Annotated in this window: 26 protein-coding genes; 16 read left to right on the top strand and 10 right to left on the bottom strand. The window is 72.1% G+C overall.

Features of this window, described 5'->3' with window-relative positions:
• Positions 1 to 31: 31 nt before the first annotated feature.
• Both AB0903_RS17145 and AB0903_RS17140 read left to right on the top strand, forming a co-directional pair.
• Entirely contained in the window at positions 32 to 370 is a 339-nt protein-coding gene (locus AB0903_RS17145; RefSeq protein WP_366703494.1) for a hypothetical protein, read from the top strand.
• On the top strand, positions 367 to 675 hold the full coding sequence (locus tag AB0903_RS17140; RefSeq protein WP_366703492.1) for a hypothetical protein: 309 nt from the start codon (positions 367 to 369) through the stop codon (positions 673 to 675). The genes AB0903_RS17145 and AB0903_RS17140 overlap by 4 nt, the downstream gene beginning before the upstream one ends.
• A 275-nt stretch (positions 676 to 950) precedes the next feature.
• Here the strand turns inward: AB0903_RS17140 and AB0903_RS17135 are convergent, their stop codons facing one another.
• A complete protein-coding gene (locus AB0903_RS17135) occupies positions 951 to 1124 on the bottom strand; it encodes a hypothetical protein (protein ID WP_366703490.1) in 174 nt (57 codons plus the stop codon).
• Between the two features lie 130 nt (positions 1125 to 1254).
• On the opposite strand from AB0903_RS17135, the gene AB0903_RS17130 reads away from it, so the two are divergent.
• The 10 genes from AB0903_RS17130 to AB0903_RS17085 all read left to right on the top strand — a co-directional run bounded on the left by AB0903_RS17130 (position 1255) and on the right by AB0903_RS17085 (position 8241).
• The gene (locus tag AB0903_RS17130) at positions 1255 to 2502 is read left to right on the top strand and encodes a helix-turn-helix transcriptional regulator (protein ID WP_366703488.1); all 1248 of its coding nucleotides are present in this window, start codon (positions 1255 to 1257) and stop codon (positions 2500 to 2502) included.
• Positions 2503 to 2624: 122 nt separating this feature from the next.
• On the top strand, positions 2625 to 3197 hold the full coding sequence (locus AB0903_RS17125) for a hypothetical protein (RefSeq protein WP_366703486.1): 573 nt from the start codon (positions 2625 to 2627) through the stop codon (positions 3195 to 3197).
• On the top strand, positions 3194 to 3694 hold the full coding sequence (locus AB0903_RS17120) for a hypothetical protein (protein WP_366703484.1): 501 nt from the start codon (positions 3194 to 3196) through the stop codon (positions 3692 to 3694). The genes AB0903_RS17125 and AB0903_RS17120 overlap by 4 nt, the downstream gene beginning before the upstream one ends.
• Positions 3695 to 3710: 16 nt before the next feature.
• Positions 3711 to 4079: a hypothetical protein gene (locus AB0903_RS17115; RefSeq protein WP_366703482.1), complete on the top strand. Its 369-nt coding sequence runs from the start codon at positions 3711 to 3713 to the stop codon at positions 4077 to 4079.
• Positions 4076 to 4930, top strand: a complete 855-nt coding sequence (locus AB0903_RS17110) for a hypothetical protein (protein ID WP_366703481.1) — start codon at positions 4076 to 4078, stop codon at positions 4928 to 4930. The genes AB0903_RS17115 and AB0903_RS17110 overlap by 4 nt, the downstream gene beginning before the upstream one ends.
• Before the next feature lie 165 nt (positions 4931 to 5095).
• Complete coding sequence (locus tag AB0903_RS17105; RefSeq protein ID WP_366703479.1) at positions 5096 to 6217, top strand: radical SAM protein; 1122 nt, start codon at positions 5096 to 5098, stop codon at positions 6215 to 6217.
• Positions 6214 to 6963 (top strand): dTMP kinase, encoded by a 750-nt coding sequence (gene tmk, locus AB0903_RS17100; RefSeq protein WP_366703477.1) that lies wholly within the window; start codon positions 6214 to 6216, stop codon positions 6961 to 6963. Before AB0903_RS17105 ends, tmk begins: the two co-directional genes overlap by 4 nt.
• Complete coding sequence (locus tag AB0903_RS17095) at positions 6845 to 7639, top strand: endonuclease/exonuclease/phosphatase family protein (protein WP_366703573.1); 795 nt, start codon at positions 6845 to 6847, stop codon at positions 7637 to 7639. The genes tmk and AB0903_RS17095 overlap by 119 nt, the downstream gene beginning before the upstream one ends.
• A gap of 11 nt (positions 7640 to 7650) precedes the next feature.
• Positions 7651 to 7875, top strand: a complete 225-nt coding sequence (locus AB0903_RS17090; protein ID WP_366703475.1) for a hypothetical protein — start codon at positions 7651 to 7653, stop codon at positions 7873 to 7875.
• A gap of 42 nt (positions 7876 to 7917) precedes the next feature.
• Positions 7918 to 8241, top strand: coding sequence for a MazG-like family protein (locus AB0903_RS17085; protein ID WP_366703473.1), 324 nt, complete (start codon positions 7918 to 7920; stop codon positions 8239 to 8241).
• A 75-nt stretch (positions 8242 to 8316) separates the two neighbouring features.
• Here the strand turns inward: AB0903_RS17085 and AB0903_RS17080 are convergent, their stop codons facing one another.
• Both AB0903_RS17080 and AB0903_RS17075 read right to left on the bottom strand, forming a co-directional pair.
• Positions 8317 to 9003 carry a class I SAM-dependent methyltransferase gene (locus tag AB0903_RS17080; protein WP_366703471.1) on the bottom strand — a complete coding sequence of 229 codons (687 nt, stop codon included), beginning with the start codon at positions 9001 to 9003 and terminating at the stop codon, positions 8317 to 8319.
• 117 nt (positions 9004 to 9120) lie between these two features.
• Positions 9121 to 9585 (bottom strand): hypothetical protein, encoded by a 465-nt coding sequence (locus AB0903_RS17075; protein WP_366703469.1) that lies wholly within the window; start codon positions 9583 to 9585, stop codon positions 9121 to 9123.
• A 186-nt stretch (positions 9586 to 9771) separates the two neighbouring features.
• On the opposite strand from AB0903_RS17075, the gene AB0903_RS17070 reads away from it, so the two are divergent.
• Complete coding sequence (locus tag AB0903_RS17070) at positions 9772 to 11061, top strand: helix-turn-helix transcriptional regulator (RefSeq protein WP_366703467.1); 1290 nt, start codon at positions 9772 to 9774, stop codon at positions 11059 to 11061.
• A 96-nt stretch (positions 11062 to 11157) separates the two neighbouring features.
• Here AB0903_RS17070 and AB0903_RS17065 read toward each other — a convergent pair whose 3' ends face one another.
• Positions 11158 to 11415 carry a DNA-binding protein gene (locus AB0903_RS17065; RefSeq protein WP_366703466.1) on the bottom strand — a complete coding sequence of 86 codons (258 nt, stop codon included), beginning with the start codon at positions 11413 to 11415 and terminating at the stop codon, positions 11158 to 11160.
• A 102-nt stretch (positions 11416 to 11517) separates the two neighbouring features.
• Here AB0903_RS17065 and AB0903_RS17060 point away from each other — a divergent pair, with 102 nt between their 5' ends.
• Together AB0903_RS17060 and AB0903_RS17055 are read left to right on the top strand one after the other, a co-directional pair.
• Positions 11518 to 12099, top strand: a complete 582-nt coding sequence (locus AB0903_RS17060) for a helix-turn-helix transcriptional regulator (RefSeq protein ID WP_366703464.1) — start codon at positions 11518 to 11520, stop codon at positions 12097 to 12099.
• A gap of 67 nt (positions 12100 to 12166) precedes the next feature.
• Positions 12167 to 13798 carry a site-specific integrase gene (locus AB0903_RS17055; RefSeq protein ID WP_366703462.1) on the top strand — a complete coding sequence of 544 codons (1632 nt, stop codon included), beginning with the start codon at positions 12167 to 12169 and terminating at the stop codon, positions 13796 to 13798.
• Positions 13799 to 14119: 321 nt separating this feature from the next.
• On the opposite strand, the gene AB0903_RS17050 is transcribed toward AB0903_RS17055, so the two are convergent.
• The 3 genes from AB0903_RS17050 to AB0903_RS17040 form a co-directional block, all read right to left on the bottom strand.
• The gene (locus AB0903_RS17050; RefSeq protein WP_366703460.1) at positions 14120 to 14896 is read right to left on the bottom strand and encodes a histone deacetylase; all 777 of its coding nucleotides are present in this window, start codon (positions 14894 to 14896) and stop codon (positions 14120 to 14122) included.
• 95 nt (positions 14897 to 14991) lie between these two features.
• Positions 14992 to 16503, bottom strand: coding sequence for a SulP family inorganic anion transporter (locus tag AB0903_RS17045; RefSeq protein WP_366703458.1), 1512 nt, complete (start codon positions 16501 to 16503; stop codon positions 14992 to 14994).
• 424 nt (positions 16504 to 16927) lie between these two features.
• The gene (locus AB0903_RS17040; protein WP_366703456.1) at positions 16928 to 17347 is read right to left on the bottom strand and encodes a VOC family protein; all 420 of its coding nucleotides are present in this window, start codon (positions 17345 to 17347) and stop codon (positions 16928 to 16930) included.
• 448 nt (positions 17348 to 17795) lie between these two features.
• On the opposite strand from AB0903_RS17040, the gene AB0903_RS17035 reads away from it, so the two are divergent.
• Positions 17796 to 19781, top strand: a complete 1986-nt coding sequence (locus tag AB0903_RS17035) for an RICIN domain-containing protein (protein WP_366703454.1) — start codon at positions 17796 to 17798, stop codon at positions 19779 to 19781.
• Positions 19782 to 19804: 23 nt separating this feature from the next.
• On the opposite strand, the gene AB0903_RS17030 is transcribed toward AB0903_RS17035, so the two are convergent.
• The 3 genes from AB0903_RS17030 to AB0903_RS17020 form a co-directional block, all read right to left on the bottom strand.
• The gene (locus AB0903_RS17030; RefSeq protein ID WP_366703452.1) at positions 19805 to 20593 is read right to left on the bottom strand and encodes a VOC family protein; all 789 of its coding nucleotides are present in this window, start codon (positions 20591 to 20593) and stop codon (positions 19805 to 19807) included.
• A 362-nt stretch (positions 20594 to 20955) separates the two neighbouring features.
• Positions 20956 to 22401, bottom strand: a complete 1446-nt coding sequence (locus tag AB0903_RS17025; protein ID WP_366703451.1) for a carboxyl transferase domain-containing protein — start codon at positions 22399 to 22401, stop codon at positions 20956 to 20958.
• Positions 22394 to 23839 (bottom strand): acyl-CoA synthetase, encoded by a 1446-nt coding sequence (locus AB0903_RS17020; protein ID WP_366703449.1) that lies wholly within the window; start codon positions 23837 to 23839, stop codon positions 22394 to 22396. The genes AB0903_RS17025 and AB0903_RS17020 overlap by 8 nt, the downstream gene beginning before the upstream one ends.
• Positions 23840 to 24105 lie beyond the last annotated feature (266 nt).

The following is a 24105-nucleotide window of genomic DNA, read 5'->3' as shown; positions in this document are numbered from 1 at the left end:
TCCGGCCCAACCGACGTGGGAGGCAACCACCGTGACCACCCTTCACCTCCGCCCCGAGCACGTGACCGGCGTGGCCGCCGCAGCGGACGGCGGCGTAACCATCGACCTGACCGATGCCGGCGCCCGGCACCTTGTGGAAGCCGCGGCCCGGCACGCGACCGCGCTGCAGGACCGCGACACCAGGCACGCGACGTGGCTGCGGGGTCTCAGTAACGAGGACCTGATGGAACTGGCCACCAGCCGCTTCGGAGGTCCGGACCCGGACGTCGTGGCCGAGGCCACCCGCCGCATGAACGGGATGATGGAGCGGCTGCGCCCGACGCTGGAGGCCATGCAGTCCGCCGGCCTCGTCGCCAAGGGGGGATCGTGAACCAGCGCCCCTACCCGAACGCCGCGCGCGCTCGCCGGCAGATCGAACGGACCGCCTACCTGCGGGCCTGCCCTTGGTGCAAGCACCCGGAGAAGGCGCACGCCGTCGAGGACGGACAGCGGGTGTGCACGCGCGGGCAGGGCCTGGTGTCCTGCCGGTCCTGCGCGGAGCTGTGGGCCTGGATGCCGGCGGTCGCCGCGATGACGGAGCTGGGCCGGGTTCTGGCGTCCCCGCCGGTCCGGGTGCGGACGCCGCGCCTCACCCTGGGGGCCCTCGTCGCGGCCGGTGTCGGACCCGGGCGCTAGCGTCCGTCCTGTCCGTGCTGTGCTACTCGGACCCTTGTGCGCCTCGTCCGGCGGTGGAACCCGGACGGGGCGCACTGCTGTGTCCGGAGGCCCTGTCCGCGCTGTCCGGACACGGTGTCCGCGCGGGGTGTCCGGGGTGTCCGTCGACCAGGCCGTGCCGGACCGTGTCCGCCCCTACTGACCTGCGCGGACAGGGTGTCCGTGCAGGTGTCCGGACACTGATGATCCGAAGGCACGGACACGCCTCGGCGTCTGGGAATCCAAGTGCGCCCGGTTCAGGCGGCTTTTACGAGATCGGAGCGGATCGCCTCGGCCCACGCGACCAGCAGCCGCCCGTACTCCTCGGCCCGTGCCTCGTCGTTGGGCTCATCCATCAGCCGGCGAATCCGCTGGTTGATCCGGGCAGCGGCAGGGCGCAGCAGGCCGTGAGGCCGGGGGCGGAGAGGCATGGGCACCACGTTAAGGGCCGGGTGTGACACCGGAACGGACTGCGCCCCCGTGCCGCTCGGGGCTTCACGGGGGCGCAATCCGGAGTACCGTCCTGAGTGTCTAGGTCAGCACGGAGTACTGGAGTTCAGTATGCCCCTTCCCACTGACGAGCACATCGGCACGCGTGTACGGATCGCCCGGAACGCCGCCGGCCTCACGCAAGTGGAGCTAGGCGACTTCCTGACACGGTCGGAGGCATGGGTCGCCAACGTCGAGTCCGGCCGCCAGCCTCTCGACCGATACAGCATCATCACCGCCATCGCAGACCGCTGCGACGTGGACGTGGTGTGGTTGCTGGGCCAGCCCTACCGGCTCCAGCGCAACGGCGGGCAACTGGCCCACGCCTACATTCCAGCGCTGCGCACCGGACTGCGACGAGCCGGGCTCATCCTGTCCGGTCACCCGGGCCTGACCCCCCAGGGCGGGCCCGTCGACCTGGCCGCTCTGCGCACGGGGCTGAGCAAGGCCAACGTGGCTCGGCAGGCCGCCAACCTGCCGAAGGTGGCCATGAAGCTGCCTCCGCTGGTGGAGGACCTGAACACCGCCGTCCTCACCCAGGCCGGCCCGGCCAGGGAGGAAGCGCTGCGGCTGCTGGCGGACGCTGCCCGTACGGCCCGCATGTGCCTCAACCAACTCGGCTACGCGGACTTGGCGTGGAGCGCGGCCGAGGTAGCGGCCGGCGCCGCGACGCAGCTTGACGACCCGGTCATCAAGGCGGCCGTGGCCTGGGACCGGTGCGGAGCCCTGCTGCACCAGGCAGCGTTGCGGGAGACCGTCGCGGTCGCGGACGCGGCGCTGCGGGAGCTTGAGCCGTACGCGACCGCATCCCAGCCGGATGACGCGGTGCTGTCGCTGCGGGGGGCCCTGCATCTGCGGTGCTCCATCGCGTACGCGCGGGGGGCCGGGCGGAAGGAAGATGCCTGGGCGCGGGTGGACGCGGCCCTGGCCGACGCCGACCGGCTCGGGCCGGACTGGTACGACCTGGAGCTGCACACCGTGTTCAGCCGCAGCAACGTGGCCGTGCACGCGGCAGAGGCCGGGGTGGAGGTCGACCAGCCAGACACCGGGTTGAAGAAGGTGAAGAACGCCGCCATCGGGACGATGCCGAGCCGGGAGCGACGCACCCACTTCATGATCGACAGTGCTCGGGCGCTGCACCGGATGGGTAAGAGCCCGTCCGCCGTGTTGAAGCTGAGGGAGGCCGCGGCCGATGCCCCGTACTACGTGTACGCCCACCCCATGAGCCGGGCCCTCGTCGCGGACATGGCCCGGATCGGCGTGCCGTCCCAGGCGTCTGCCCTGTCCGGGCTCATCAGGAACATGGAGCTGGTGAGCTAACTACCGGCGCTGTTCGAACAGTTGACGCCCCCTAGAAATTCTAGGGGGCGTCGGCATGTCGGGGCGTCACCCTCGGGAAGGTCACTGCCCGTAAAGAAGTGATCACCCTGGGAGTAGCGGCGATGGAGCCGATCGATACCCGACAACCGAGCGCAGCCGCGAGCGCGTACGCCGGCATCCTGGAATGGCCGCTGACGGTGGGCTACCGCAACCGGCCGCGGCAAGGGTGCACCTGCCAGACGGAGGACTGCCGCACGCCCGGCGCTCATCCCGTGCCCGGCCGCCCCAACTTCCGCAGCGTGGAGGAGATCCAGCAGGAGCTGGAGGCATCGCCCGGGGCCGGCCTCATTGCCTGGACGACCGTGTTCGACGCGCTGGTCGTCCCTCGCTCCCTGGGCTTGGCCGCCATGGTCTCCTTGGACCGCGTGGCCCCGGTGCCGTGCCTCGTCACCGAGGACCACGCCGTCCTGCTGGTGCTGCCCGCCACCGGCCGCTACGCCTTGGACGACGTGCCCGGCGAGGTGCGGTCCGGGCCGGACCAGTGGATCGCCGTGCCGCCGACGTACGGGGTGCGGTGGGACACCACGCCTTGGGTCGAGCAGACCGAATCCCCGGTGCAGCTGCTCCACGGCCGGGACGTCGGCCGGCACCTCCGCGAGGCCAAGCACGCTGCCAGAGCGGGGGTGCAGCGATGACGGTCCAGCACGTGACCAGCGGGGCGGAACGGCAGCTCGCGGCCCAGCACTGGCTGTCCTCGGCATCCCCTGATCCCGCGCAGACGCGCCGGGAGTGGCAGGAACGCCCCGTCGCCATGCTGTCGTGCGGGTCGCTGTTCGCGGCCGTACGCATCCCTGCCGACCTCGTCCAGGCCGCCGCCCAACAGACCGACGCGGCGCTGATCGACGTCTACCTCGCCGGCGCCCTCCATGACGGGCCGGTCATCTGCGACCGCTACGCCCACTGGTACTACGCCCTCGTCCCGGCGAGCACCGCCCGCCGATGGGACGTGCCGGACACCGTATGCCTGGGCGTCGGCGCCTCCCTCGGCGTGCCGCGGCCGGGTCTGTACGGCGCCGACGGCGAGCGCGTGTACTGGTCGGTGCCCATGGACTCCGCCGGGTCTCTGTGCTCCCAGCACGCCGTGTCTCAGCTCGTCATGACGGGCCGGTTCAAGGCGGCGAGCCGTGGGTGAGTACCCGATAGACCGCGTGACCATCCGGAAGACGTGCGCCGAGGCCGAGGCCCTGGCGGCCGACTGCCTCGCCGGCGGCGCGGAGCCCCGACCCGGGCGGGTCGAGGAGCTGCTGGCCCTGATGCACGGGCACCTGCGGCTCCTGGTGGACGAGGTGCGTGTGACGTTCGCCGACATCCCGCCCGGCCGTCTGCGGGCCCTGGTGGACAACATGCTCGCCCTGGCCGGCCAGCTCCTGGAAGACCCCGTGCGGCGCGGCGTGGTGGACCTGCTGCCGCCGCCCCCGGTCATCCGCCTCCTGGTGCTCATGAACGACGCGCCTGAGGTGTTCTCCGGCGGTGCCCTGCCCCCCATCACTGACGACTCCCTGACTGGACCCTTATGACGACCGAACAGAAGACCCGACGCGACACCCGGCGCGCCGGTGTGGCCCTGGTGGAACACCACCTCGACGCGCTCGGGTTGGCCCCCACGCACACCATGCGTGGCGGCGTCTCCTACCGCACCCTCCCGGAGGGGCTGGGCTGGTGCCAGGCCCTCTACGCCCCGGAGGAGGCGTGGCCGCCCGGCGCGGACCTGTGCGTGATCGTGCGCTGGCACCCGGACAGGGCTTACCGCCGGGATGGAGGCACCGGTCGTGTCCCGGCTGGTGCTGAGGAGCACTGGAGGGAGCGCACCCGGGCGACCGTGGCCGCGCTCCAATCCGTCGGTCTCGTGGCCGCCGTGACCGGCCCTCCGCGCGCGCCGCGCCTCCACGCCCAGGAGGACATTCTGGTCTGGCGTGTCCCGGAGGGGCAGGAGGAGTCATGGCCGCCGTTCCAGGCATGGGACGGCGCAGGCCCCGCCCGGCCCAACTTCGACCAGCCGGACTACCGGTACCCGGAGCGCGATCCGCTGCGCCTGGTGGACGCCGTGTTGAACACCTCCCACGAGCAGTGGCCCGGGAGGGAGCTGGGGACGTTCCACACGCTGGACGCCCCGGCCGTGCTGTGGCCGCCGCACGCGGAGATGTGTGTCCGGGTGCTGTGGCAGCCGGACCCCCAGTACCGGCGCCTGCCGGACGGCACGGTCCCGGCTGGGGCTGAGGAGCACTGGCGGACCAGCATCCACCGCATCAGGACGGACCTCGAGGTTGCCGGGTACCACGTCCGGGAGGCCGAGCGCGGCACGTCGCCGGCGCTGGACGACGACGCCGGCCTCCTGGTGTGGCGCGCCCGCTACCCGTCCTTCGGCTGAAGCCGACCCCATCGACTTCCCGTCTTCGCGGGGGGACTTCCCCCAGGGCGCCGGTACGGCTCACGCTGGCGCCGGTGAGGACGGGCCGTCCGCTCCTGCTGTGACGGGCAGGACGGCACCCCACCCGGCCCGAGGCGGGCCGGGGACACCGACGAGGGAGACACCTTGACCGCGCGTCCCATCTTGAGCGGGGAACAGGCCGCGTCGTGCTACTTCCGCACGACGGTCGACCACCCGAACCGTAAGGCACTCATCCAGATCTGCGAGCCATGCAACGCCCTGTGCAAGCACTGCTTCGTGACGGCGACGAAGCGGGGCACGTACATGTCCCTGTCGCAGATCAAGGACCGGCTGATCCCGCAGCTTGCCGAGTCGCGCGTCACCCGGGTGACACTAACCGGCGGCGAGCCGTTCATGCACACGGACCTCATCGACATCGTCGCCGCCTTCCGCGACGCTGGGATGGCCGTCGGGGTGTGCACCAACGGCACGATGGTCAGCGACGAGGACATCGCCGCCCTGGCCGAGCTCGACGCCCACATGAACGTGAGCCTGGACGGGTTCGCGGAGGAGTCGCACTCCGTCTTCCGCGGCCTGCCCGGGTGCTTCGCTGAGACCATCGACACCATCAAGCGGTTCGCGACCGCCGGCATCCTCCAGGGCTTGCTGTGCACGCCCAACAACCTCGCGGAGGACCGGGAGTACAGGCAGTTGGTCGAGTTCGCGCGGGAGCAGGGCGCCACGTACGTCCTGATGAACCCCCTCGGCTCGATGGGCCGGGGCCAGTCCAAGAACGCGCAGGGCAAGCTGCGTACGCCGGACGAGCAGATGCAGCAGATCGCGGCGATGACGGCCCCGTTCGAGGCAGACGGCGGCCCGGAGATGGTGAACATCCGCTTCCCCAACACCGAGAGCCGCCCGCTCGCCAACTGCGAGGCCGGGACCATCATCTACACGTTCACCGACGGCGGCGTGGCGATCTGCCCCTACCTCGTCTTCGCCGCCCGGACGACGGCATCGCAGCACCCGGACACCGACTTCCTCGTCGGCAACGTCTGGGAGCACGACGACATCGCCAAGAGGCTGGACGCGTACGGGAAGTTCAGCGACCGGTGGGACCTCGGAGGCAACCCGACGTGCGGGAGCTGCTCCCTGTCGGACTCCTGCGGCAAGGGCTGCCCGGCCGCCGTCGTGGCCGCCGGCGAGCGCATCGGCGCCGTGGACACCGAGCTGTGCCCCGTCGTACCGCACCAGACGCGTGTCCTTCCCGTGGTGGGTGTGTCTTGACCCGGCGGCGTGGCCTGCTGGTCGCGATCGAGGGGCCGGGCGGCGTGGGGAAGTCCACCGTGACCGCCCTGGTGGCCCGGCTGCTGCACGCGGACAGGGTGCCCGTGCTGGCGACGAGGGAGCCGACGGACACCGCCCTGGGCAGCCTCGCGCGGCACGGAACGGACGAGTACCAGGGCACGGCCATGGCGTGCCTCATCGCGGCCGACCGCTACAAGCACGGCGAGGAGATCCGGCTGGCGCTGGAGCGCGGGGAGGTCGTGGTCTGTGACCGGTACATCGCCAGTAGCCTCGCGCTCCAGTGCATGGACGGCGTGGACCGGGAGTTCGTGTGGCTGCTCAACGAGGGCGTCGTCCAGCCGGACCTGACCGTCATGGTGAGCGGGCAGCCGGAGGTGATCGAGGAACGTCTCGCCGCGCGGGGCGCGCACTCCCGGTATGAGCGCGCCGAGGGCTCCAGCCACGTGGAATGCGCCTACTACGTCGAGGCCGCTAAGTTCCTACGTGGCAAGGGGCACCGCGTCTTGAACGTGGACGCCTCCAACGTGCCGGCCGAAGAGGTCGCCCGGACCGTCGTTGCCGCGATCACCCGACTCAGGAAGGACCAGCCCGACGATGCTGGACGTGCTGACGTTCAACCTCAACAACCCGTCCCGGGAGCGCGCGGAGAGGCAGCTGCGGTATCTGGCAGCCCGTCCGGAGTCGGTGCTGGTGCTGACGGAGACGGCGCGGTCGGCCGGGTGTGAGTTCCTGGCCGATCAGTTCGAGGCGGCCGGTTACTCGGTGACCTTCCCGAGGCCGCCGTACGGGACGCGGGAGCGCGGCGTGATGATCGTGTCCCGCCTCGCCACGGTGGACGCGCCGCTGCCGGTGGCCTACCTGCCGCACCGGGTGGCAGCGGTGACCGCCCAGACCGAGCAGGGGCCGCTGACCGTGGTCGGGGTGTACGTGCCGTCCCGGGACGCCACGGAGGCCAAGGTGACCCGTAAGCGCACGTTCCTGGAGGGCCTGGCCGCAGCCCTGCCCTCCGGGGCGTCGGGGCACCGGCTGGTGATCGGGGACTTCAACGTCCTGGAGCCGGACCACGTGCCCAGCTACCGGACGTTCCAGACCTGGGAGTACGGGTTCTACACCGGGCTCGCCGCGGCCGGGTACCGGGACGCGTTCCGCCTCGTCGCGCCGGACGAGCGGGCGTACTCCTGGGTGGGGCGCACCGGCGATGGCTACCGGTACGACCACGCCCACGTTTCCGAGCCGCTCGCCGGCCTCGTGGGGGGCTGCCGGTACGTGCACGAGCCGCGTACGGACGAGGACCGGCTGACGGACCACTCCGCTCTGACGGTGGGCCTGGCCGTCACCGCGACGGAGCTGCTCCAGGTGACCGACCCCAACGCGCTGGACCTGGTGCCGGCGCTGTTCTGAGGAGACCTGTGATGGACGCCTTCAAGGCGGACGGGGCGGACCCTCGCCCCGCGCAGTACGTAGCGGTCAGCATCAGCGCGTTCGGGTTCCGCGCCCAGGCCGACGGCCACACCGGGTGGGCCGCGTGGCGGCGTATCCGGCGCTCGCACCCGGCGCTCGCCTGGGCGGCCTTGGCCCAGGTCGCGGTCCTGACCGGGCTCATGGCCGCGCTCACCCTGGCCATGTGGTTGCGGTAGCTCGACCCAGTACAACCCCTGTAGAACGACGAGGAGAAGCGCATGGACGGGAACGGCAGCACGTGGGACGGCGTGCACAAGCTGCGGGGCTGGCTCGACAACGAGAACCAGGCCGCGGCCGGTGACGTCCGCTTGCTGAGGGTCCTCAAGATCAGCGAGGAGGTGGGCGAGGCCGCGGAGGCCATCACGGGCGCGCTCGGGGCCAACCCCCGTAAGGGCAGCAGCCACACGTGGGAGGACGTCGAGAAAGAGCTGAGCGACGTCATCGTGACCGCCATGGTTGCCCTGTCCACCATCACCCCGGAGGCGGAGAAGGTCCTCAACGCGCGGGTCCAGCGGCTCCAGGAGCGGCTGGGCCTGAGCTGACCCGGGCCCGGACAGACCACCGCCCCGGCGATCAGGTGACTGGTGCCGGGGCGGTGGTGTGTCCGTAGGCCGACGTCAGTCGGCGGGACGCTCGGCGGTGACCAGGAAGGTGGCTGCTGCCCTCGGTCCCTCGCCGGCGGGCAGCTCCTCCACGTGAGTCCGGGTGAATCCGGCCGCGTCCAAGACCTTGACCCACACGTGCTCTTGTAGCACCCACCGCCGCATGGTGGCGGGCTCGCCGTCCGGGGTCTTCGCCGGGACGTCGGCCGACGTCACGTCCGGCTGCGCGGACGCTCCGGAGAGGTAGTGCGCCAGGGTGGAGAAGACGAGGCGCCCACCGGGGCGGAGCGCGACGGCCGCGGCCGGCAGCAGCTCGCGGGGATCGGTGAAGTCCACGGCGCCGAACACGCTGTAGAGCACGTCATACGTGCTGGGCGTGGCGCGCAGGTGCTGAACGACGTCCTGGTGGACGAGGCGAAGGCGGGGGGCAAGCGGGCCGTAGAGGTCGGCGGCCATGGCGTGCTGGGCCGGCGAGGCGTCCACGGCGTCGACCCGGGCGGGGGCGTGGTGGACTGCCAGGTGGGCCGCGTGACGCGCGACGCCGGCGCCGAGGTCGGCCAGGGTCTTGCCGGTGATGTCGCCGAGGACTTCCGGGCCTGGGCCTTCGTTCTGGCCCCACGCCCAGTGGAAGCAGTCGGGGACGGTGCGGTCCTGCTCGGCACGGGTGCGGCCGTAGTGGTGCCAGAGGTCTGTGGTCGTCACCTGGCCCATCCTGGCGGCTGAGGCGCCGGAGGGCGGGTTGTTCGGGGGAATCTCACCCGGTCGTGCCTCGGGGGCCCGGACAGGCTGTCCAGGCCCCCGAGGGGTCAGGCGGGGAGGTCAGTGGGAGTCGTTGCCGGGGTGGCACGGGCCGCACGTGGCGGCGTCCTCCCACAGTGGCAGGTCGACGTCCCAGCCGGCGCGGGCGACGAGGTGGGCGGTCTTCATCACCGACCCGTCGTCTTTCATCTCGACCAGGGGCACGTGGTGCAGGAAGTGCCCGGCGTTGAACTTGTCGCACAGCTCGGCGTAGGCGACGGTGTCGAGGATGATCATGTGGGCGCCGATGTCCACGAGCTTGCTCGGAGCGAGCCCCAGGCTCTCGCCACGGTGGTGCATCGCGGTGAGCAGGTAGGCGTAGCCCTGGCCGAGCACGCGGGTCGCCATGACCGAGTCGTACGGGTAGTCGCGCATCAGGAGACGGACCTGCTTCTCCCAGAGGTCGGCCGGAACGACCTCGCGGGGGGAGCGGGCCGTGCCGGTCACCGAGTGGGTGATGAGAGGGGTAACGGCTGCGGTTGCCATGGTGCCTCCGATGGACGGTGCCCCGCGGATTCGGGGCGATGCACTGAGCACACCGCACGCCGCACCCCGGCGGTGATCAACTCTCTTTCGGTGCAAGGCGTTTGCAAGATGTGCAAGCGGTCTCGACGCCCCTGCTTTTGCGCCCGTACCGTGGGTGGCCCCCGGTCGTGCAGCAGGGGAGGGACTGTGCCCGGTGACCCGCTCTGGAACAGCGCGAAGGTCAAGGAGTTAGTCGCCCGGCGCCATCCCGGAGCCCTCATCCGCCTGGGCCGCGAGCACCGAGGGTGGACGCTTGCCGACCTCGGTGGACACCTGGGGTGCTCGGCCGCGACGGTCTCACGGATGGAGCGACGCACCCAGGTCACCGACCTGACGCTGATTCACCGGGCCGCCTCGACTGTGGGCATCCCGCAACACGTCCTGGTGAGTTCCTTAGCGCCCCCGGCTCCAACGGCACCGGCCGCTACTAGAGTGTCGGCCAGTCCGCACGCCGAGGAGGACCCGATGCGCCGCCGTTCGCTGCTCGCCGCCACGGCGACCGTTCCGGCCGCCATGCTGCTCGGCATGGACCGTGCCCTGGCCGACCCCCCGCCTCCCACCGGCAGGGGTGCGCTCGACGCTCGCATGGCCGCCGCTCGTGAGCTGTACGACAAGGGTGCTCACACCCAGCTCCTCGCGCTGCTGCCGGGCCTCCTGGCCGACGGGCACGCCGCTGCGTCCTCTCGCCGTGAGCTTGACCAGGCGCGGCTCTCCTCCGTCTACAGCCTGAGTGCGGCCCTGCTGGTCAAGCTCGGCTCGTACGAGCAGGCCCGCCTCACCGCCGACCGCGCCCGTACCTGGGCCGAAGTGTCCGGCTCCCCGCTCGCCGCGGCTGCCGCTTCCCGGGAACTCGCGATCGTGCTCCGTCACCAGGACCGTGGCGAGGAGGCCCAGCGCCTCATGGAGTCGGCGGCGGCCCGAGTGGAGTCCACGGGGCTACGGACGGAGGCCGCCTCCTCGGCCTACGCGCAGATGCTGTGCACCCTGGCCTACACCGCCGCTTGCGGAGGCCGGCGCACCGAGGCCCTGGCCATGGCCGAGGAGGCCCGGCGCGCCGCCCGCCGACTGCCTCTCCTCGCGCCTGCGGGGCGCCTCTTCCCCATCAACCCGGCCGCCGTCGACCTCTACACCGTCGGCGTGCACTGGGCGCTCGGCGACGCGGGCGCCGCCCTGGAAGCGGGGAGGAACCTGCGGCCCGATCACTTCCCGACGGCTGAGCGCAAGGCGCGGCTGGGCACCGATATGGCCCGCGCCTGGTGGGCCTGGGGCCGCCCGGAACAGACCGCCCGCGCACTGCTCGACGCCCACCGCGCAAGCCCTGGCGAAGTACGGGACCGCCCAGCAATCCGACGGATCGTCGCCGAGCTGGCGCAGCAGCACCCTCGCGCTGCCGGGGTGCGCGAACTGCACGCTGCCGTGTCAGCCCCCGCCGCCTGAGCCCTCCGGCGCGCGGGACCGAGCTGGACAGCTCATGGCGATGCCCCGGCACCGGGGGGTTGGTGCCGGGGCATCGGTCTGCCCGCCGCCTGGGGGTTACGCGGCGGGCGCGGCGGCGTTCTCCGGCGGGGAGACCTGGAGAACGCGGAGCATGTCGGCTGTCACGACGCGGAACAGGCGCCCGGTGCGGATGACGCGGCACGGGAACTCGTTGCTGCGGGCGAGGGCGTAGGCGGTGGTGCGTCCGATCCCGAAGGCGCGGCCAGCGGTCTCCAGGTCGGTGGTCGGGGGGAGGTCCATGAGGTCGCGTGTCGTCATCACCTGGGGACCGGCGGCTGCGGGCTGCTGGGTCATATCGGCGCAACTCCTGGGCTAATCGGGGTGATGTTGGGTCCTGGAGGCGCACTCTACGACATGGGTTGATACGGCACAACAGCGACTGTACTTTGGGTCATCGTGGAGCAACTGGACTGGATGGCCCGAGTCAGCAAGACGGTCGCGCGAGAGCTGCGCCGGCACCGCCAAGCGCGCGGAATGAGCGCACAGCAGCTCGCCGACGCGTGCGAGGCCCTGGGAGCACCGATCCCCCGGACGGTCATCTCCAACATCGAGAACGGCCGGCGCGGCCAGATCACGTTCGCCGAGGTGTGCCTGCTGGCGGCGGCGCTCAAGATCCCGCCGACCGTGCTCGGGTTCCCCGTCGGGTACCTCGAGGAAGTCGAGTACCTGCCCGGCAAGATGGCCTCTCCGCTGGAGGCCGCCGACTGGTGGAACGGGGAGCCGGGCGCCGAGGAGTGGGCGCTGACCGCGCTGCGCAAGCACCACCGGCTGGAGTCCCAGATCCGCCGGCTCTACAAGCAGATCTGGGAGCAGGCCATCGCGGACTACCGGTGGCAGGGGGAGCCGGGCGGCCCGGAGGCGAGCGCGGCCCGGGAGGTCGCGGAGGAGCTGACCGCCGAACTCCACGAACTGCGCGACGAGATCGCCGGCCGCGGCCTGGTGCTCCCGCCGCTACCTGGGCTGGATCGACCGGCCTAGCGTCCAGGCGGGGACGGCCCGCCACGTACGGGCGCAGGGCGCGCCCTGGTCCTACGAAGGGATAGCCATGCCCGGAGCACGGCGTGCTGGTGGCATTTCGAAGCGGTGTGAGTGCCGCGGCGAGGACGGGAAGCGGCTGGGCACAAAGTGCCCGCAGCTGACGAAGAGGGCGCACGGCAACCACCAGTTGCGCCAGGAGCTACCGCCGGACGAGAAGGGGACTCGGCGCACGTTCCGGCGCACCGGGTACGCAACGGTCAAGGACGCCCAGGGTGACCTGGACAAGGTCCGCGCGCTCCTGGACCTCGCGGGGGACGACGAAGATGCGGCCCGTCGCGTGGGTGACCTCCTGGTCGGCGTGATGCGGGACCGGGAGCCGATCCCGGGCACCGACGACGTGAAACGGCGCCTCGCCGGCGGCGTGCCCATGGACGTCTCCATGACCGTCGGGGAGTGGCTGGAGACGTGGGTGGAGTCCAAGAAGACGAAGCGCACCACCACGTCCGGGTACCGGTCCCACATCCGCGTGCACCTGGTGCCGGGGGTCGGGCACTACCGGCTGGACCGCTTCAATGTGGCCCAGGCACAGGCGTTCTTCGACGGGATCACCGAGCAAAACGAGGTGATCGCGGCCGAGAACGCCGCGCGCCGGGAGCAGGAGGCCCGCTGCAGGTGGGGCAAGGCGTGCCGACCGCCGGCCGCGGAGTCCGCGCGCCTCGCGGCCGAGCGGGAGAAGCTGGCCGCGATGCCGCCGTACCGGCTCATCACCGGGCCGGCGACCAAGCAGCGCATCCGGGCCACGCTGCGGACCGCGCTCAACGCTGCGATCCGTCGGCAGTACATCACGTTCAACCCGGCCCAGTGGGTGGAGCTGGAATCCGGCAAGCGGCCGAAGGCTGTCCTGTGGACGGACCGGCATGTCGAGCACTGGCGGAAGACCGGCGAGAAGCCGAGCGCCGTCATGGTGTGGACGCCGAGCCAGATCGGGGAGTTCCTGGACGCCGCCGAGGAGTCCAGGCTCTACGCGTTCTTCCACCTGATCGCGTTCCGAGGCCTCCGCCGCGGCGAGGGTGTGGGCCAGGACGAGCGGAACGTGGACCTGGAGAACGGGTCCATCACCATCTCGAAGGAGATCGTGGTGGACAACTGGCAGGTGTTCGAGGACGACCCGAAGACCGACGGGTCGGCCGCGACGATCGCCTTGGACTCCCTGAACGTGGCCGTGCTCCGGGAGCACCGCATCCGGAAGGCGGCGGAGCGGGTGGCCTGGAACGAGCAGGCCGCGAAGGAACGGGAGGAGGGCAAGGCCACGAAGGACTGGGTCGACACCGGGAAGGAGTTCGTAGACGTCGACGGGTCATGGCTGCACCCGGAGAAGGTGAGCGAGGAGTTCCGGCGGATCTGCCGGAGGGCCGGCCTTCCGCCGATCAACCTCCGGGACCTTCGCCACTGCGCGGCCACCCTCATCCACGGCGGCGGCGGCGACCTCCACGCGGTGAAGGAGACGCTGCGGCACTCCTCGATCCAGCTCGCCGGCGACACCTATACGTCGCTGCTCCAGCAGGTCGACCAGGAGATCGCGGAGCGCGCGGCCGGGCTGGTGCCCAGGGCCAGGAAGCCGCTGGACCCACCCGTGGAGGAGGCGCCGACGCCACCCGAAGAGGGGGAAGAAGGCACCTCCGCACCCCCGGGCGAGTAGGCTCGTGGATGTCACCGACGGGGTGCGTTTCCCCAGGTGGTGGCGGGTTCCTGCTCGCCCGATGCTCGCCCGAACGTCCCGTAACGGGGTAGCACAGGACGACACGAGCCGACAGGAACGAGGGAGCGGCCCCGAGAGAATCCGGCCCGTGACCAGCACGTTCCGGCAGTGGCTAACATCAGGTGACACAAGCCGACACGAGGGGGAGTCCCTAGACAGGGGACTCATAATCCGTCGGCCGTGGGTTCGAGTCCCACCCGCCCCACCCAAGGAAGGTAAGGGGAAACGTCTCTCCGCCTGTTGGGGCGCGAGTGACGCCCCTTACGAACCACTCGATCGGCCCCGCGCGGCGGGCGGCCGGTCCGCCACCCGGGGGCCCGGGTCCAGCTCCGCGATCAAGGCGGCGAGCTCACCGAGCGACCAGGCGTCCGCGGCACCGGGACAGCGCGAGAGATAGCGCGCCACGGCCGGCGCGTCCCGGACTCCGTCCGTGAGCAGTCCGCGGGCCAGATGCAGCAGGTAAAGGCCGGAGGGCTTGGTCAAGGGCACTTCCGACAGGTGCCACGGCGCGGTGAACGTGAGTACCGGGACGGTGTCCAGGTGCCCGAGGAGCACCAGGGTCTCGTAGCGGCCGGGACCGAGCACGGCGCGGCCGTCGGCGAGGACTTCGGTGAGATCGAGGTCCGTTCCGGGGGGTTCGTACATCTCCTGGGTGGCGATGTCGGAGAACTGCCCCACGGTGATGAGGTGCGCGCGGCCCCAGACGCTGCCGTCGGCGGCCCGGTCGTAGAATGCCCGGCCGCCGCGCCAGACGGGCGACTCGGTGGCGAAGTACATCCGGCCCGGGAACTCGATCGCTGCCGAGCGCAGCGGCGGGCGCCGGTCGCGGCAGCCGGGGTAGCTCCGCGCGGCGCCGGGCGGTCTGCCGCCGTGGAGGTAGTACCGCAGCCGGGCGGCGTCCATGTTCGAGCCGTACGACGCGTACCAGATCCGGTCCGGGGGACGCAGCGGCCCGGACGGTGCGTGGGTGAGGCGGTGGACGGTGGCCACGGACGGCTCCGCTGCGTTCGGGTCGGGTACGTGAGGGGGTGAGGGCATGGGGGGTACTTCCATGCGTACCACCACCGCCGCCGGGGTGGTGGCACCGCCCGGGCCCGGTGCGGCAAAGAGCGGCACCGGGTACGGGTGACCGGTCAGCGGACGGCGTTTCCGGTGGGCGCGGGGTGCCGGACGGTCATCGGTTCGGGCCGGCTGCCGTTGTGCCACACCGCCCAGCTCTCGAGCGCGACCCGGCAGGCGTGGTCCAGGTGGCGCAGTTGGGAGAGATCCAGCTCGACGGCGCGGTCGCGGGGCAGTTTCTCCAACTGGTCCAGCACCGGCGGCAGGCGGAGGAAGGTCGCGTTGCCGGTGATGGAGACCACCAGACGCGCGTCGGTACGTTCGAGGATCTCGACGTGTATGTGGGAGACCTCCCACGCCGTCTTGACCACGGCGAGCAGCAGACCGAGGAGCACCCCCTCGAAGAGGTCGGTGAACACGACGGCCAGCGCGGTGACGACCAGGATCACGGCCTCACCGCGGTGCCGGTGCCACAGCGGCAGCAGGTCCTTGACCGGGATCAGTTTGCAGCCGGCGTGCACCAGCACTCCGGCGAGCGCGGCCAGCGGAATGACCGCGATCACGGCCGGCAGCGCAGCGGTGAAGAGGAGCAGCCACAGGCCGTGCAGGACCCGGGAGAGGGGGGTCTTCGCACCGGCCTGGACGTTGGTGGCGCTGCGGACGATGACGGCGGTCATCGGCAGCGCGCCCAGCGTGCCGCAGACCATGTTGCCCGCGCCCTGGGCCATGAGTTCCTTGTCGTAGTGGGTGCGCGCTCCGTCGTGCATCCGGTCGACGGCCGCCGCGCTGAAGAGGCTCTCGGCCGAGGCGATCAGCGTGAAGGCCAGCACCGTTCCGATCGCGGCCACGCCGGCGAGCTGCTGGAAGTCGCCTGCCCCCGGCGGGTCCACCGCTTCGAGGAGGCCCTGGACGCGGACCTCGGCGACCGGCAGGTCCAGCAGCACCGTGACACACGTGGCCATGGCCACCGCTGCGAGCGGACCGGGAACGACGCGCACCGCGGCGGGCAGTCGCGGCCACAGGAGCAGTACGGCGATGGTGCCCGCGCCCACGGCGAACGCGGTCAGTGCCGTGCCCCCGCCGGCGACCGCGCCGGCCAGTCCCGGCAGACCGGTGAGTTTCGCGATCCCGCCGGACGGCTGCTCGGCGTCGGCCAGGGCATAGAGCTGGCCGAGTACGAGCACCAGGCCGATGCCGGCGAGCATGCCCTGTACGACGGCGAGGGAGATGGCACGGAACCAGCGGCCCAGCCGGGCGAGGCCGAGACCGACCTGCAGCAGGCCGGAGACCAGGACGATCGCGCCGAGCGGGCCGAGGCCGAAGTGCTGCACCGCGTCGTACACGAGAACGGTCAACCCGGCGGCAGGTCCGCTCACCTGGAGCGAACTGCCCGGCAGGAGGCCGACGACGAGCCCGCCCACGATCCCCGTGACGAGTCCGAGTTCGGCGGGGACGCCGGACGCGACGGCGATGCCCACGCACAGGGGAAGAGCGACGAGAAAGACGACGAGCGATGCGAGGGCATCGCGTCTGAGGACCGTCCGGTCCTTGAGGGGGGAGAAGGAGTCGAGGGTTTTGGAAAGCACGATGGCCTGCCTCCTGCGCTCCGAGGTCGTGGGCGCGGTGTGGTCGGGTCAGTGGGGGAACGGAAATTCGAAACGGCCGCACGGTGAGCCGGTCCGGCTTTTGGCCGGGCGCGCCCGCGCATGCCGCCGTGTTCGGGTGGGCGGGTGCCTGCCGGGACGGAAGGCGTGGTCAGCGACATCGGCGACCGGCCTCCAGCCCGGTGTGCGGCTTCAGCGGACCACCACCGTACTTACCTTTATTTGACCTCGGCATTACATTTCATTTAAAGATCGAAAATTCGCCAATCGGTCGGGTTGAATGGCTGGATCAGAAATCACCCGGAGGCGTTCATATGAATTTCACCGGGCGGGTGTGACGGATGTGTGAAGCCGCCCGGCGGCCGGGAGCGCCCCGAGCGCTCCCGGCCGCCGGGCGGCGGGCGGCTCAGGTCCGGTTCTGGTTTTCGGTGATGTTGACCATCCAGGAGACGCCGAACCGGTCGACGCACATGCCGAACGTGTCGCCCCACATCTGCTTCTCCAGCGGGACGTTCACCGTGCCGTCGGCGGAGAGCTTCTCCCAGTAGCCGCGGAGTGTGCCGGCGTCGTCGCCGCTGATGCTGACGGAGAAGTTGTTGCCCGGCCTGTGCTCCATGCCGGGTGGGGTGTCGGCTCCCATCAGGGTGAAGCCGCGGTCGGTCTCGAGCATTCCGTGCATGATCTTGTCCGACTCGCCGGGCGCCTGCCCGCCGAAATCGCCGAACGTGTTCAGCCGCAGGCTGCCGCCGAGGACGCTTTTGTAGAACTCCATGGCTTCTCGGGCGTTGCCGTCGAAGCTGATGTAGGGATTGAGGCGAGATGGCATGGTCTGATCCTTTTGTTCGGGAGACCGGTTCTCGCAGGGTAAATGTCCGGGCACCGCTCACCGGCGCCGCACACGCGGCCGCGGGTGGACGGGTGCGGCGACTTCGTCAACCGGGGTCGCCCCAATGCTTCTGCATTGTTGTACTTACTCGAGTTCCAGAATGTGCTGCCCTCGCCCGGCAGATGTCTCGCCCGGCGGATGTCTTGGCCGGCGCGCGGGGGAATGGTCGGAGTTCCGGAACTCTTGTTACTGGCAGGCGAGTTGTGCAAGGGTGAGCTGCCTCGCAACCGAACAAGCGCCGCCCTGATCAACCGTTCGAATTTCACTGCGGTGGTCAACTCCAAAAGAGCGTCGAACCACCTGCGCAAAGGTATGTACCAATCCGGCGCACTCCTTTCGGTCGCACACGACAACCCCCCACCGCTTTGTCATGGATGGAAAGACGTCGATGCAACATCCCCGTACGCCAGGAAACTCCCCCTCGCCGCAGCCCGGCCGTGCCGCCGGCGTCTCCGACGAGGAGCTCGCCACCGCTGTGCAGGCCGGTGGCGGGGCCCAGGAAGTCCAGTCCGTGGCCACCCTGCTCGCCCGGCACTGGCAGCCCGTGTTCGAATATGCCTCGATATGTTCGGCGTCGAACAGAACTGCCTCCATGCTGACCACTGCGGCTTTCGCGCAACTGCTGGAGAATCTGGGACGCGGCGGCCCTGCCTGCGCCCTGCGGCCCCACCTTCTGGTGACCACCCGTCATATCGCCAAGGCGTGGACGGCCGACCAGCGGGTCGCGGCAGTGGTGACCGGTCTGGTCAATCCGGAAGGGCCGCAGGAGAATAGGCAGTTGGTCTCGCGCGCTTTCCACGCAATGGCGCCCGCCGACCAGGTTCTGCTCTGGCATGCCGAGGTCGAGGCCGAGGGCATATCCATACCGTCTGGTTTGCTGGGAATGGATCCCCGTGCCGCGTCCGGTCAACTCGGACAAGCGCGCGAACAGTTCCGGCAGACCTGTGTACGGGTCCACCGGGAGTACGCGCCGACCGCGGAGTGCCGGCACTACAACCGCCTCCTCGACATCTCGCTCCGCCGTGGCGGAGCGCTGATCCCCGACATCCAGGTGCATCTCTCCGAGTGCGCGTACTGCCGTTACGCCGCCGACCAGCTCCGGCAGACCGGCGGGCGGCTCGGTGTGCTGCTCGCGGAGGCGCTGCTCGGCGGCGCGGCTCAGCAGTACCTCGACTCCCGCCCCGGGCGGCGGCGCAAGGCCCGCGCCCAGGGCGGGGCCGCTCCCGGCCCCGGGCCCGGAGCCCCGCGCGGCGGTGGTCGGCACTCGCGCGGCACAGGCCCCCGGACACTGCGCGCCCTCGCCTTGCGGGGCAGGCGCATGGCGGCGGTCGGTGTCGCGCCCGGAGCGCTCGCCGTCGGGGCCGCGGCCGCGGTGACCGGACTCCTCGTCATCACGCTCGCGTCGGCCTTCTGGCCGGAGGACGACAACCACGCCGGGTCGGTGGTCCCCAGCGGCGCGGTCACGGACACCGCGCCTCCCGCCTCCGGCACCGCGACGCCCGCCGAGCCCGAACCGTCCGCCACCTCCGCCAACCTCCCGGCCGGGCCGCTGAACACCCGGCTCCGCAACGTCGAGGCCGGCCTGTGCCTCGACATCGCCGACCGTGAGCCGACGGCCGGCTCCGAGGCGACCATGTCGGCCTGCTCCTCGGCCCCCACCCAGCGGTGGGTGTACGAGACCGACGGCCGGCTCCGCAGCTCGGCCGCACCCGCGCTCTGCCTGAACTCCCACGGTCTCGACGGCGTCGTCGTCCTGGACGGCTGCACGAGCCGCACCGCCCCCGATGCCGTCGACGTCCGATACGACCTGACCATCCAGGGGCAGGTGATCCCCCGGTGGAACGACGGACTGGCCATGATGCCCGTGTCCACCGAGCCGGGTACCTCCGTCGTGGTCAAGGTCCGCGACGAATCGCCCGCCCAGGTCTGGCAGACGGACACCGCTTCCACGGGGCCGCGGCAGCAGTCGGGCGCTCCCGGGACCGCGCCGTACGCGGAGGAGGTCAACGCCCCGACCGCCGACGTGGACGACTGCGTTCCGGAGACCTGCCCCGGGACGCGGGACGTCCCCGGAGCCGGCGCGCCCGACGTCGGCGGTGGGCTTCCCGGCGGCGCCGTGCCGCGCGCCACCCCGGACGCGGGGCCGGAGGAGCCGGAGGATGTGGTCGACGACAGTCCGCGCCGGGCCGACGACACACCACCCGTCCCGGGGCCCGGCGCCCAGCACAGCCGTCCACCGGTGGTGACCGCCGTCGTGGGCCGGACCCTGGTCGGCGCGCCCTCGGTGCCCGCCGCCCACGAGGACCGTGAGAGCCACGCGACCCGGGGAATCCCGCAGGCCAAGGAGACGCGGTCGCCCGGCTCGCCCCGGTGACGCCGGCGGGCCCCGGCAGCCGGTCAGGTGAACTCGGGTTGTTCCCCGGCGGTCGTGGCGGGGTCGATGACGGAGAACGCGGTGCCCTGCGGGTCCACGACCGCCGCGTACCGGCCGTAGGGGCTGTCCAGCGGCCCCCGCTGCACCGTGCCGCCCAGCCGGGTGACCGTGGAGATCGCGGCGTCGCAGTCCTCCACACCGAAGTAGACGTTGACGTACGGATGCACGTCGGGCGGGAAGTCGTCCGTCATGCGCAGCCGTCCCGCGACAGGCTCGCCGCCGAGGTGCCAGAGGCTGAAGTCGACCGACTCGTGCCGCATCCGCTTCGCCTCGTAGCCGAAGACGGCGGGAAAGAAGTGGTCCGCCCTCTCCACATCCCTGGTGGTGACCTCCGCCCAGCAGTACGCACCGGGCTCGCCGGTCGTGCCGAAACCGGGGTGGCTGCCGGGCTGCCACACGCTGAAGAACACCCCGCTGGGGTCCTCCGCCGTGACCATGGTGCCGAAGGAGCCGACCGGCATCGGATCCATCAGGAGCGCGCCGCCGTTGTCCCGGATCCGTCCGGCGGTGGCCGCGATGTCGGGGGAGGCGAGGTAGAGGTTCCAGGCCGGCGGCCCGCCGGTCCCCGGCATCCGCGGCACCAGGGCCGCCACGGCCCGGTCGCCGGAGAACGCCTGCGTGTAGCCGCCGAACTCCGGCGAGCCCTCGTCGAACGTCCAGCCGAGCAGTTCGCCGTAGAAGCGCTTCGCCGCCTCCACGTCGGGGACCATCGCGTCGGCCCAGCAGGGCGTTCCCTCGGAGTGCGCTGCCATCGTCTCCCAGCCTTCCTGCCAGTCGGTTTCTCCTTCGCACGCTAGGCGCCCGGGCAGCCCGCCGCGCGTCGGGCGCGGCGACCGGGGCGCATGCGGCCGGCGGGAGGTCGCCATGGCACCCGACCGCCGGCCAACCGCGGGGAGCAGGCGGCTCGATGGCGCCGGCACGCGCCGCCGCGGTCCGGAGCCGACCCTTCCACCGGGCGCCCCGGGCACTCCCCGGTCCGGGCCTCGACGCGAACGGCACCACGGGCGGCCCGGTACGGCAGGAAACCACCCGTGTGGTGGGTGTGAAGCAGCCCGCCGGCAAAGGGGAGGCACGGGGGAGTTCCGGTACGCGCTCCGTACAGGGCTTCCCGCCGCTACCCGGCCCCTACTATGCCCCGCACGACCCCCAGTTCCACCAGGTCCTGCGGCCGCAGCCGCAACTGGTCGGCGGTGTGCGGCACCTGGTCGGGGGAGCGCTTGAGGATCGCGGCCGCGAGCTCGGGCGCGATGACGGAGAAGTAGCTGTCCGGCGTGGCCCAGGTGTTGCCGGGCGCGGCGAGCGCCAGCGCCCCTCCCGAGCCGCCTTCGCCGATGAGCAGGCTGGTCAGCGGCGTCCGCGCGGCGGCGACCGCCCCGAAGAGCTCCGCGATGGCGGCGCCCGCGCCAAAGCGTTCGGCGTCCGCGCCGTTGGCGGCGCCGGGCGTGTCGATGAGCGTCAGCACGGGCAGCCCCAGCCGGTCGGCGAGCCGGACCACGCGGGCCGCCGTACGGTATCCGGCGGGCGTCGTCGCCGTCCCGCACTGCGCGGCGTACGCCACCGGCTGCCCGTCCCTGAGGCCGACGCCGCACAGCATCCCGGGGTCGTCACCGCCGCACCGGTCGCCGCGCAGCGGCTCACGCCGGGCGAAGTAGTCGTCGAGATACGCCCGGGCCCGCGGCCGCCCCGCCGCGCGCGCCTGCCGCACGGCGTCCCACCCGTCCTGGGGCAGAGCCCCGAGCGCACCCAGCGCCCGCGGCGGCGGCACGGCCGCCGGCCGGCTCCCGCCGGGCCCGGGCGCAGGGCCGTTGCCGGGACCGCCGGTACGCGCACCGGGTGCCGTACCGTCCTGGCCCGCGGGGCCGGGACCCGCTTGGGGCGCCCTGTCCCGGCCCGTGCCGAGTGCGGTCACCCAGAACGCCAGGGTGTCGCGCAGGGACTGCGGCGGGACGACCGCGTCGATCTGGCCGGCGGCAAGCTGGCCCTCGGCCGTGTACGCCGCCGGGTCCGCGTCCGCCGGGCGTACGCGGGACCCGGCGAAGCCGACCTGGGCGCCGGGCAGGGCCAGGACGACGTCCGCCCCCGCGCCGAGGGTGGCCCAGCCGCCACCCGTGGTCGGGTCGCGCAGCACCGCGATGTGCGCGACCCGTTCCTCGCGCAGCAGCGCGCCTGCGCGCGCCACGCGTTGCAGCTGGGACAGCGCGACCATGCCCTCCTGCATCCGGCTGCCGCCCGTCGCGATCAGCGACACGAGCGGCAGCCGACGCTCGCGGGCCAGCGTGTACGCGGCCTCCAGCCGGTCCCCGGCGCGTTCGCTCAGGGAGCCGCCGAGGAAGCCGAACTCGAAGGAGATCAGCACGCACGCGGTGCCGCCGACCGTGGCGGTGCCGTACACGACGGACTCCGCCGAGCCCGTCCGGCGCGACGCGCGGGCCCGCTGGGCCCCGTAGCCCTCCCAGCCGATGGGTCCGTCGCCCGTGTCGGGCAGCTCGGCCGGTTCCTGTTCGGCGAAGGCGTCGCTGACCAGTGCGATCGCCTCGCGGGCGGACACGCGCTCAGCCATGGAGCGCCCGCTTCATGACCTTGCCCATGTCGTTGCGCGGCAGGACGTCCAGGAACCGGACCGTCCGCGGCCGTTTGTGCGGGGCGAGTTGGGCCGCGACATGGCCGGCCAGTTCCTCCTCGGACGGTGGTGCCTGCGGATCGGCGGCCACGACCCAGGCGACCACGCGCTCGCCGAGGTCCGCGTCGGGCTCGCCCGTCACCGCGGCCTCACGGACGGCCGGGTGGTCGAGGAGCACGTTCTCGATCTCACCGGCCCCGATCTTGTAGCCGCCGCTCTTGATCAGGTCGGTGGCCTTCCTCCCGACGATGCGGACGTACCCGTCCGCCTCGCGCACGGCCATGTCGCCGGTCCGGAACCAGTCCCCGTCGAAGGCCGCGGCCGTCGCGTCGGGGCGGTTCACATACTCGGTGAACAGATTGTCGCCGTGCACCTGGATCTCGCCGATCGTCTCGCCGTCGTGGACCGTGATCTCCGTTCCGTCCTCCTCGACGAGCCGCAGCGAGACCCCCGGCAGCGGCACGCCCACGGTGCCCGGACGGGCCTCGCCGTCGACGCGGACGCTGGTGTTCATCAGCGTCTCGGTCATCCCGTACCGCTCGACGACCCGGCGCCCGGTCGCGGCGGTGATGCGCTCGTGGTCGGGCAGCGGCAGGGCGGCCGAGCCGGACACCAGCAGTCGTGCTCCGGCCAGCGCCTTCGTCAACTCGGCGTCCCCGTCGAGCGCTTCGGCCAGCCGGTGGTACATCGTGGGCACCCCGAAGAGCATGGTGGCGCCGGAGCCCAGCTCCCGCGCCACCCCCTGCGGGGTGAAGCGGCCCAGGTGGCGTAGCTCGCCGCCACGGCGCAGCGGGCCGAGGACGCCGAGGACCAGCCCGTGCACGTGGAACAGCGGCAGGCCGTGCACCAGGACGTCGTCACCGCTCCACTGCCAGGCGTCCTGCAGCGCGTCGAGCGTGGTGGTGACCGCCCGGCGCGGCAGTACCGCGCCCTTGGGCGGACCGGTGGTGCCCGAGGTGTAGACGATCAGCGCGGGGGCTCCGGCGGCCGGCTCCGGCGGCAGTTCGCCGGCGGAGCCCGTGACGGGGACGTCGACGCGTTCCGGCTTGGCCAGTGCCGCAGGCAGCTCGTCGCCCGCACCGGCGAGCACCACGGCCGGCGCGCTGTCGGCGACGATGTGCGCCAGCTCCCGCTCGCCGGTCCTCGGGTTCAGCGGCACCACGGGTACGCCCGCCAGCAGGGCGGCCACCGCGCCGACCGCGGTCTCCAGCGTGGGAGTGGCCCACAGCGCCACCCGCCCCGCCCCGGCGATCCGCGGCGCCAGGGAACCGGCCGCGCCGTGCAGCTGCCCGTAGGTCAGGGACCGTTCCCCGAAGCGGAGGGCGACCCGGTCGGCGCGTGCCGCCGTGGGCGTCAGCGCTGGGAAGAGGGAACTCACTCGTCGACCTCCTGGTGGTCCGGCGTGCCGTGTTCGGCACGGTCTCCCGCGGCCGTCATTGTCTCCCCGGTGCGGTGGAGCCGCCGCAGCGGGCGGCCCCACCCGGGAAACGATGCGCCGGATCGGGCGGGCCCCGCAAGATCGGGCACATGGCGAGGACGGGGAGAGCGAGGGGAGACGGGCGAGTGGGGGAGAGCCGTGGTCCGGCCCGTCGTCCACGGGGGAGGACGGCCGTGCCCCGGCCCCGGGGAGGGCACAACGCCGGG

The sequence above is a fragment of the Streptomyces sp. NPDC048389 genome, from assembly GCF_040706335.1.
Classification (GTDB): domain Bacteria; phylum Actinomycetota; class Actinomycetes; order Streptomycetales; family Streptomycetaceae; genus Streptomyces.
This window is presented reverse-complemented; position numbering and strand designations above follow the sequence as displayed.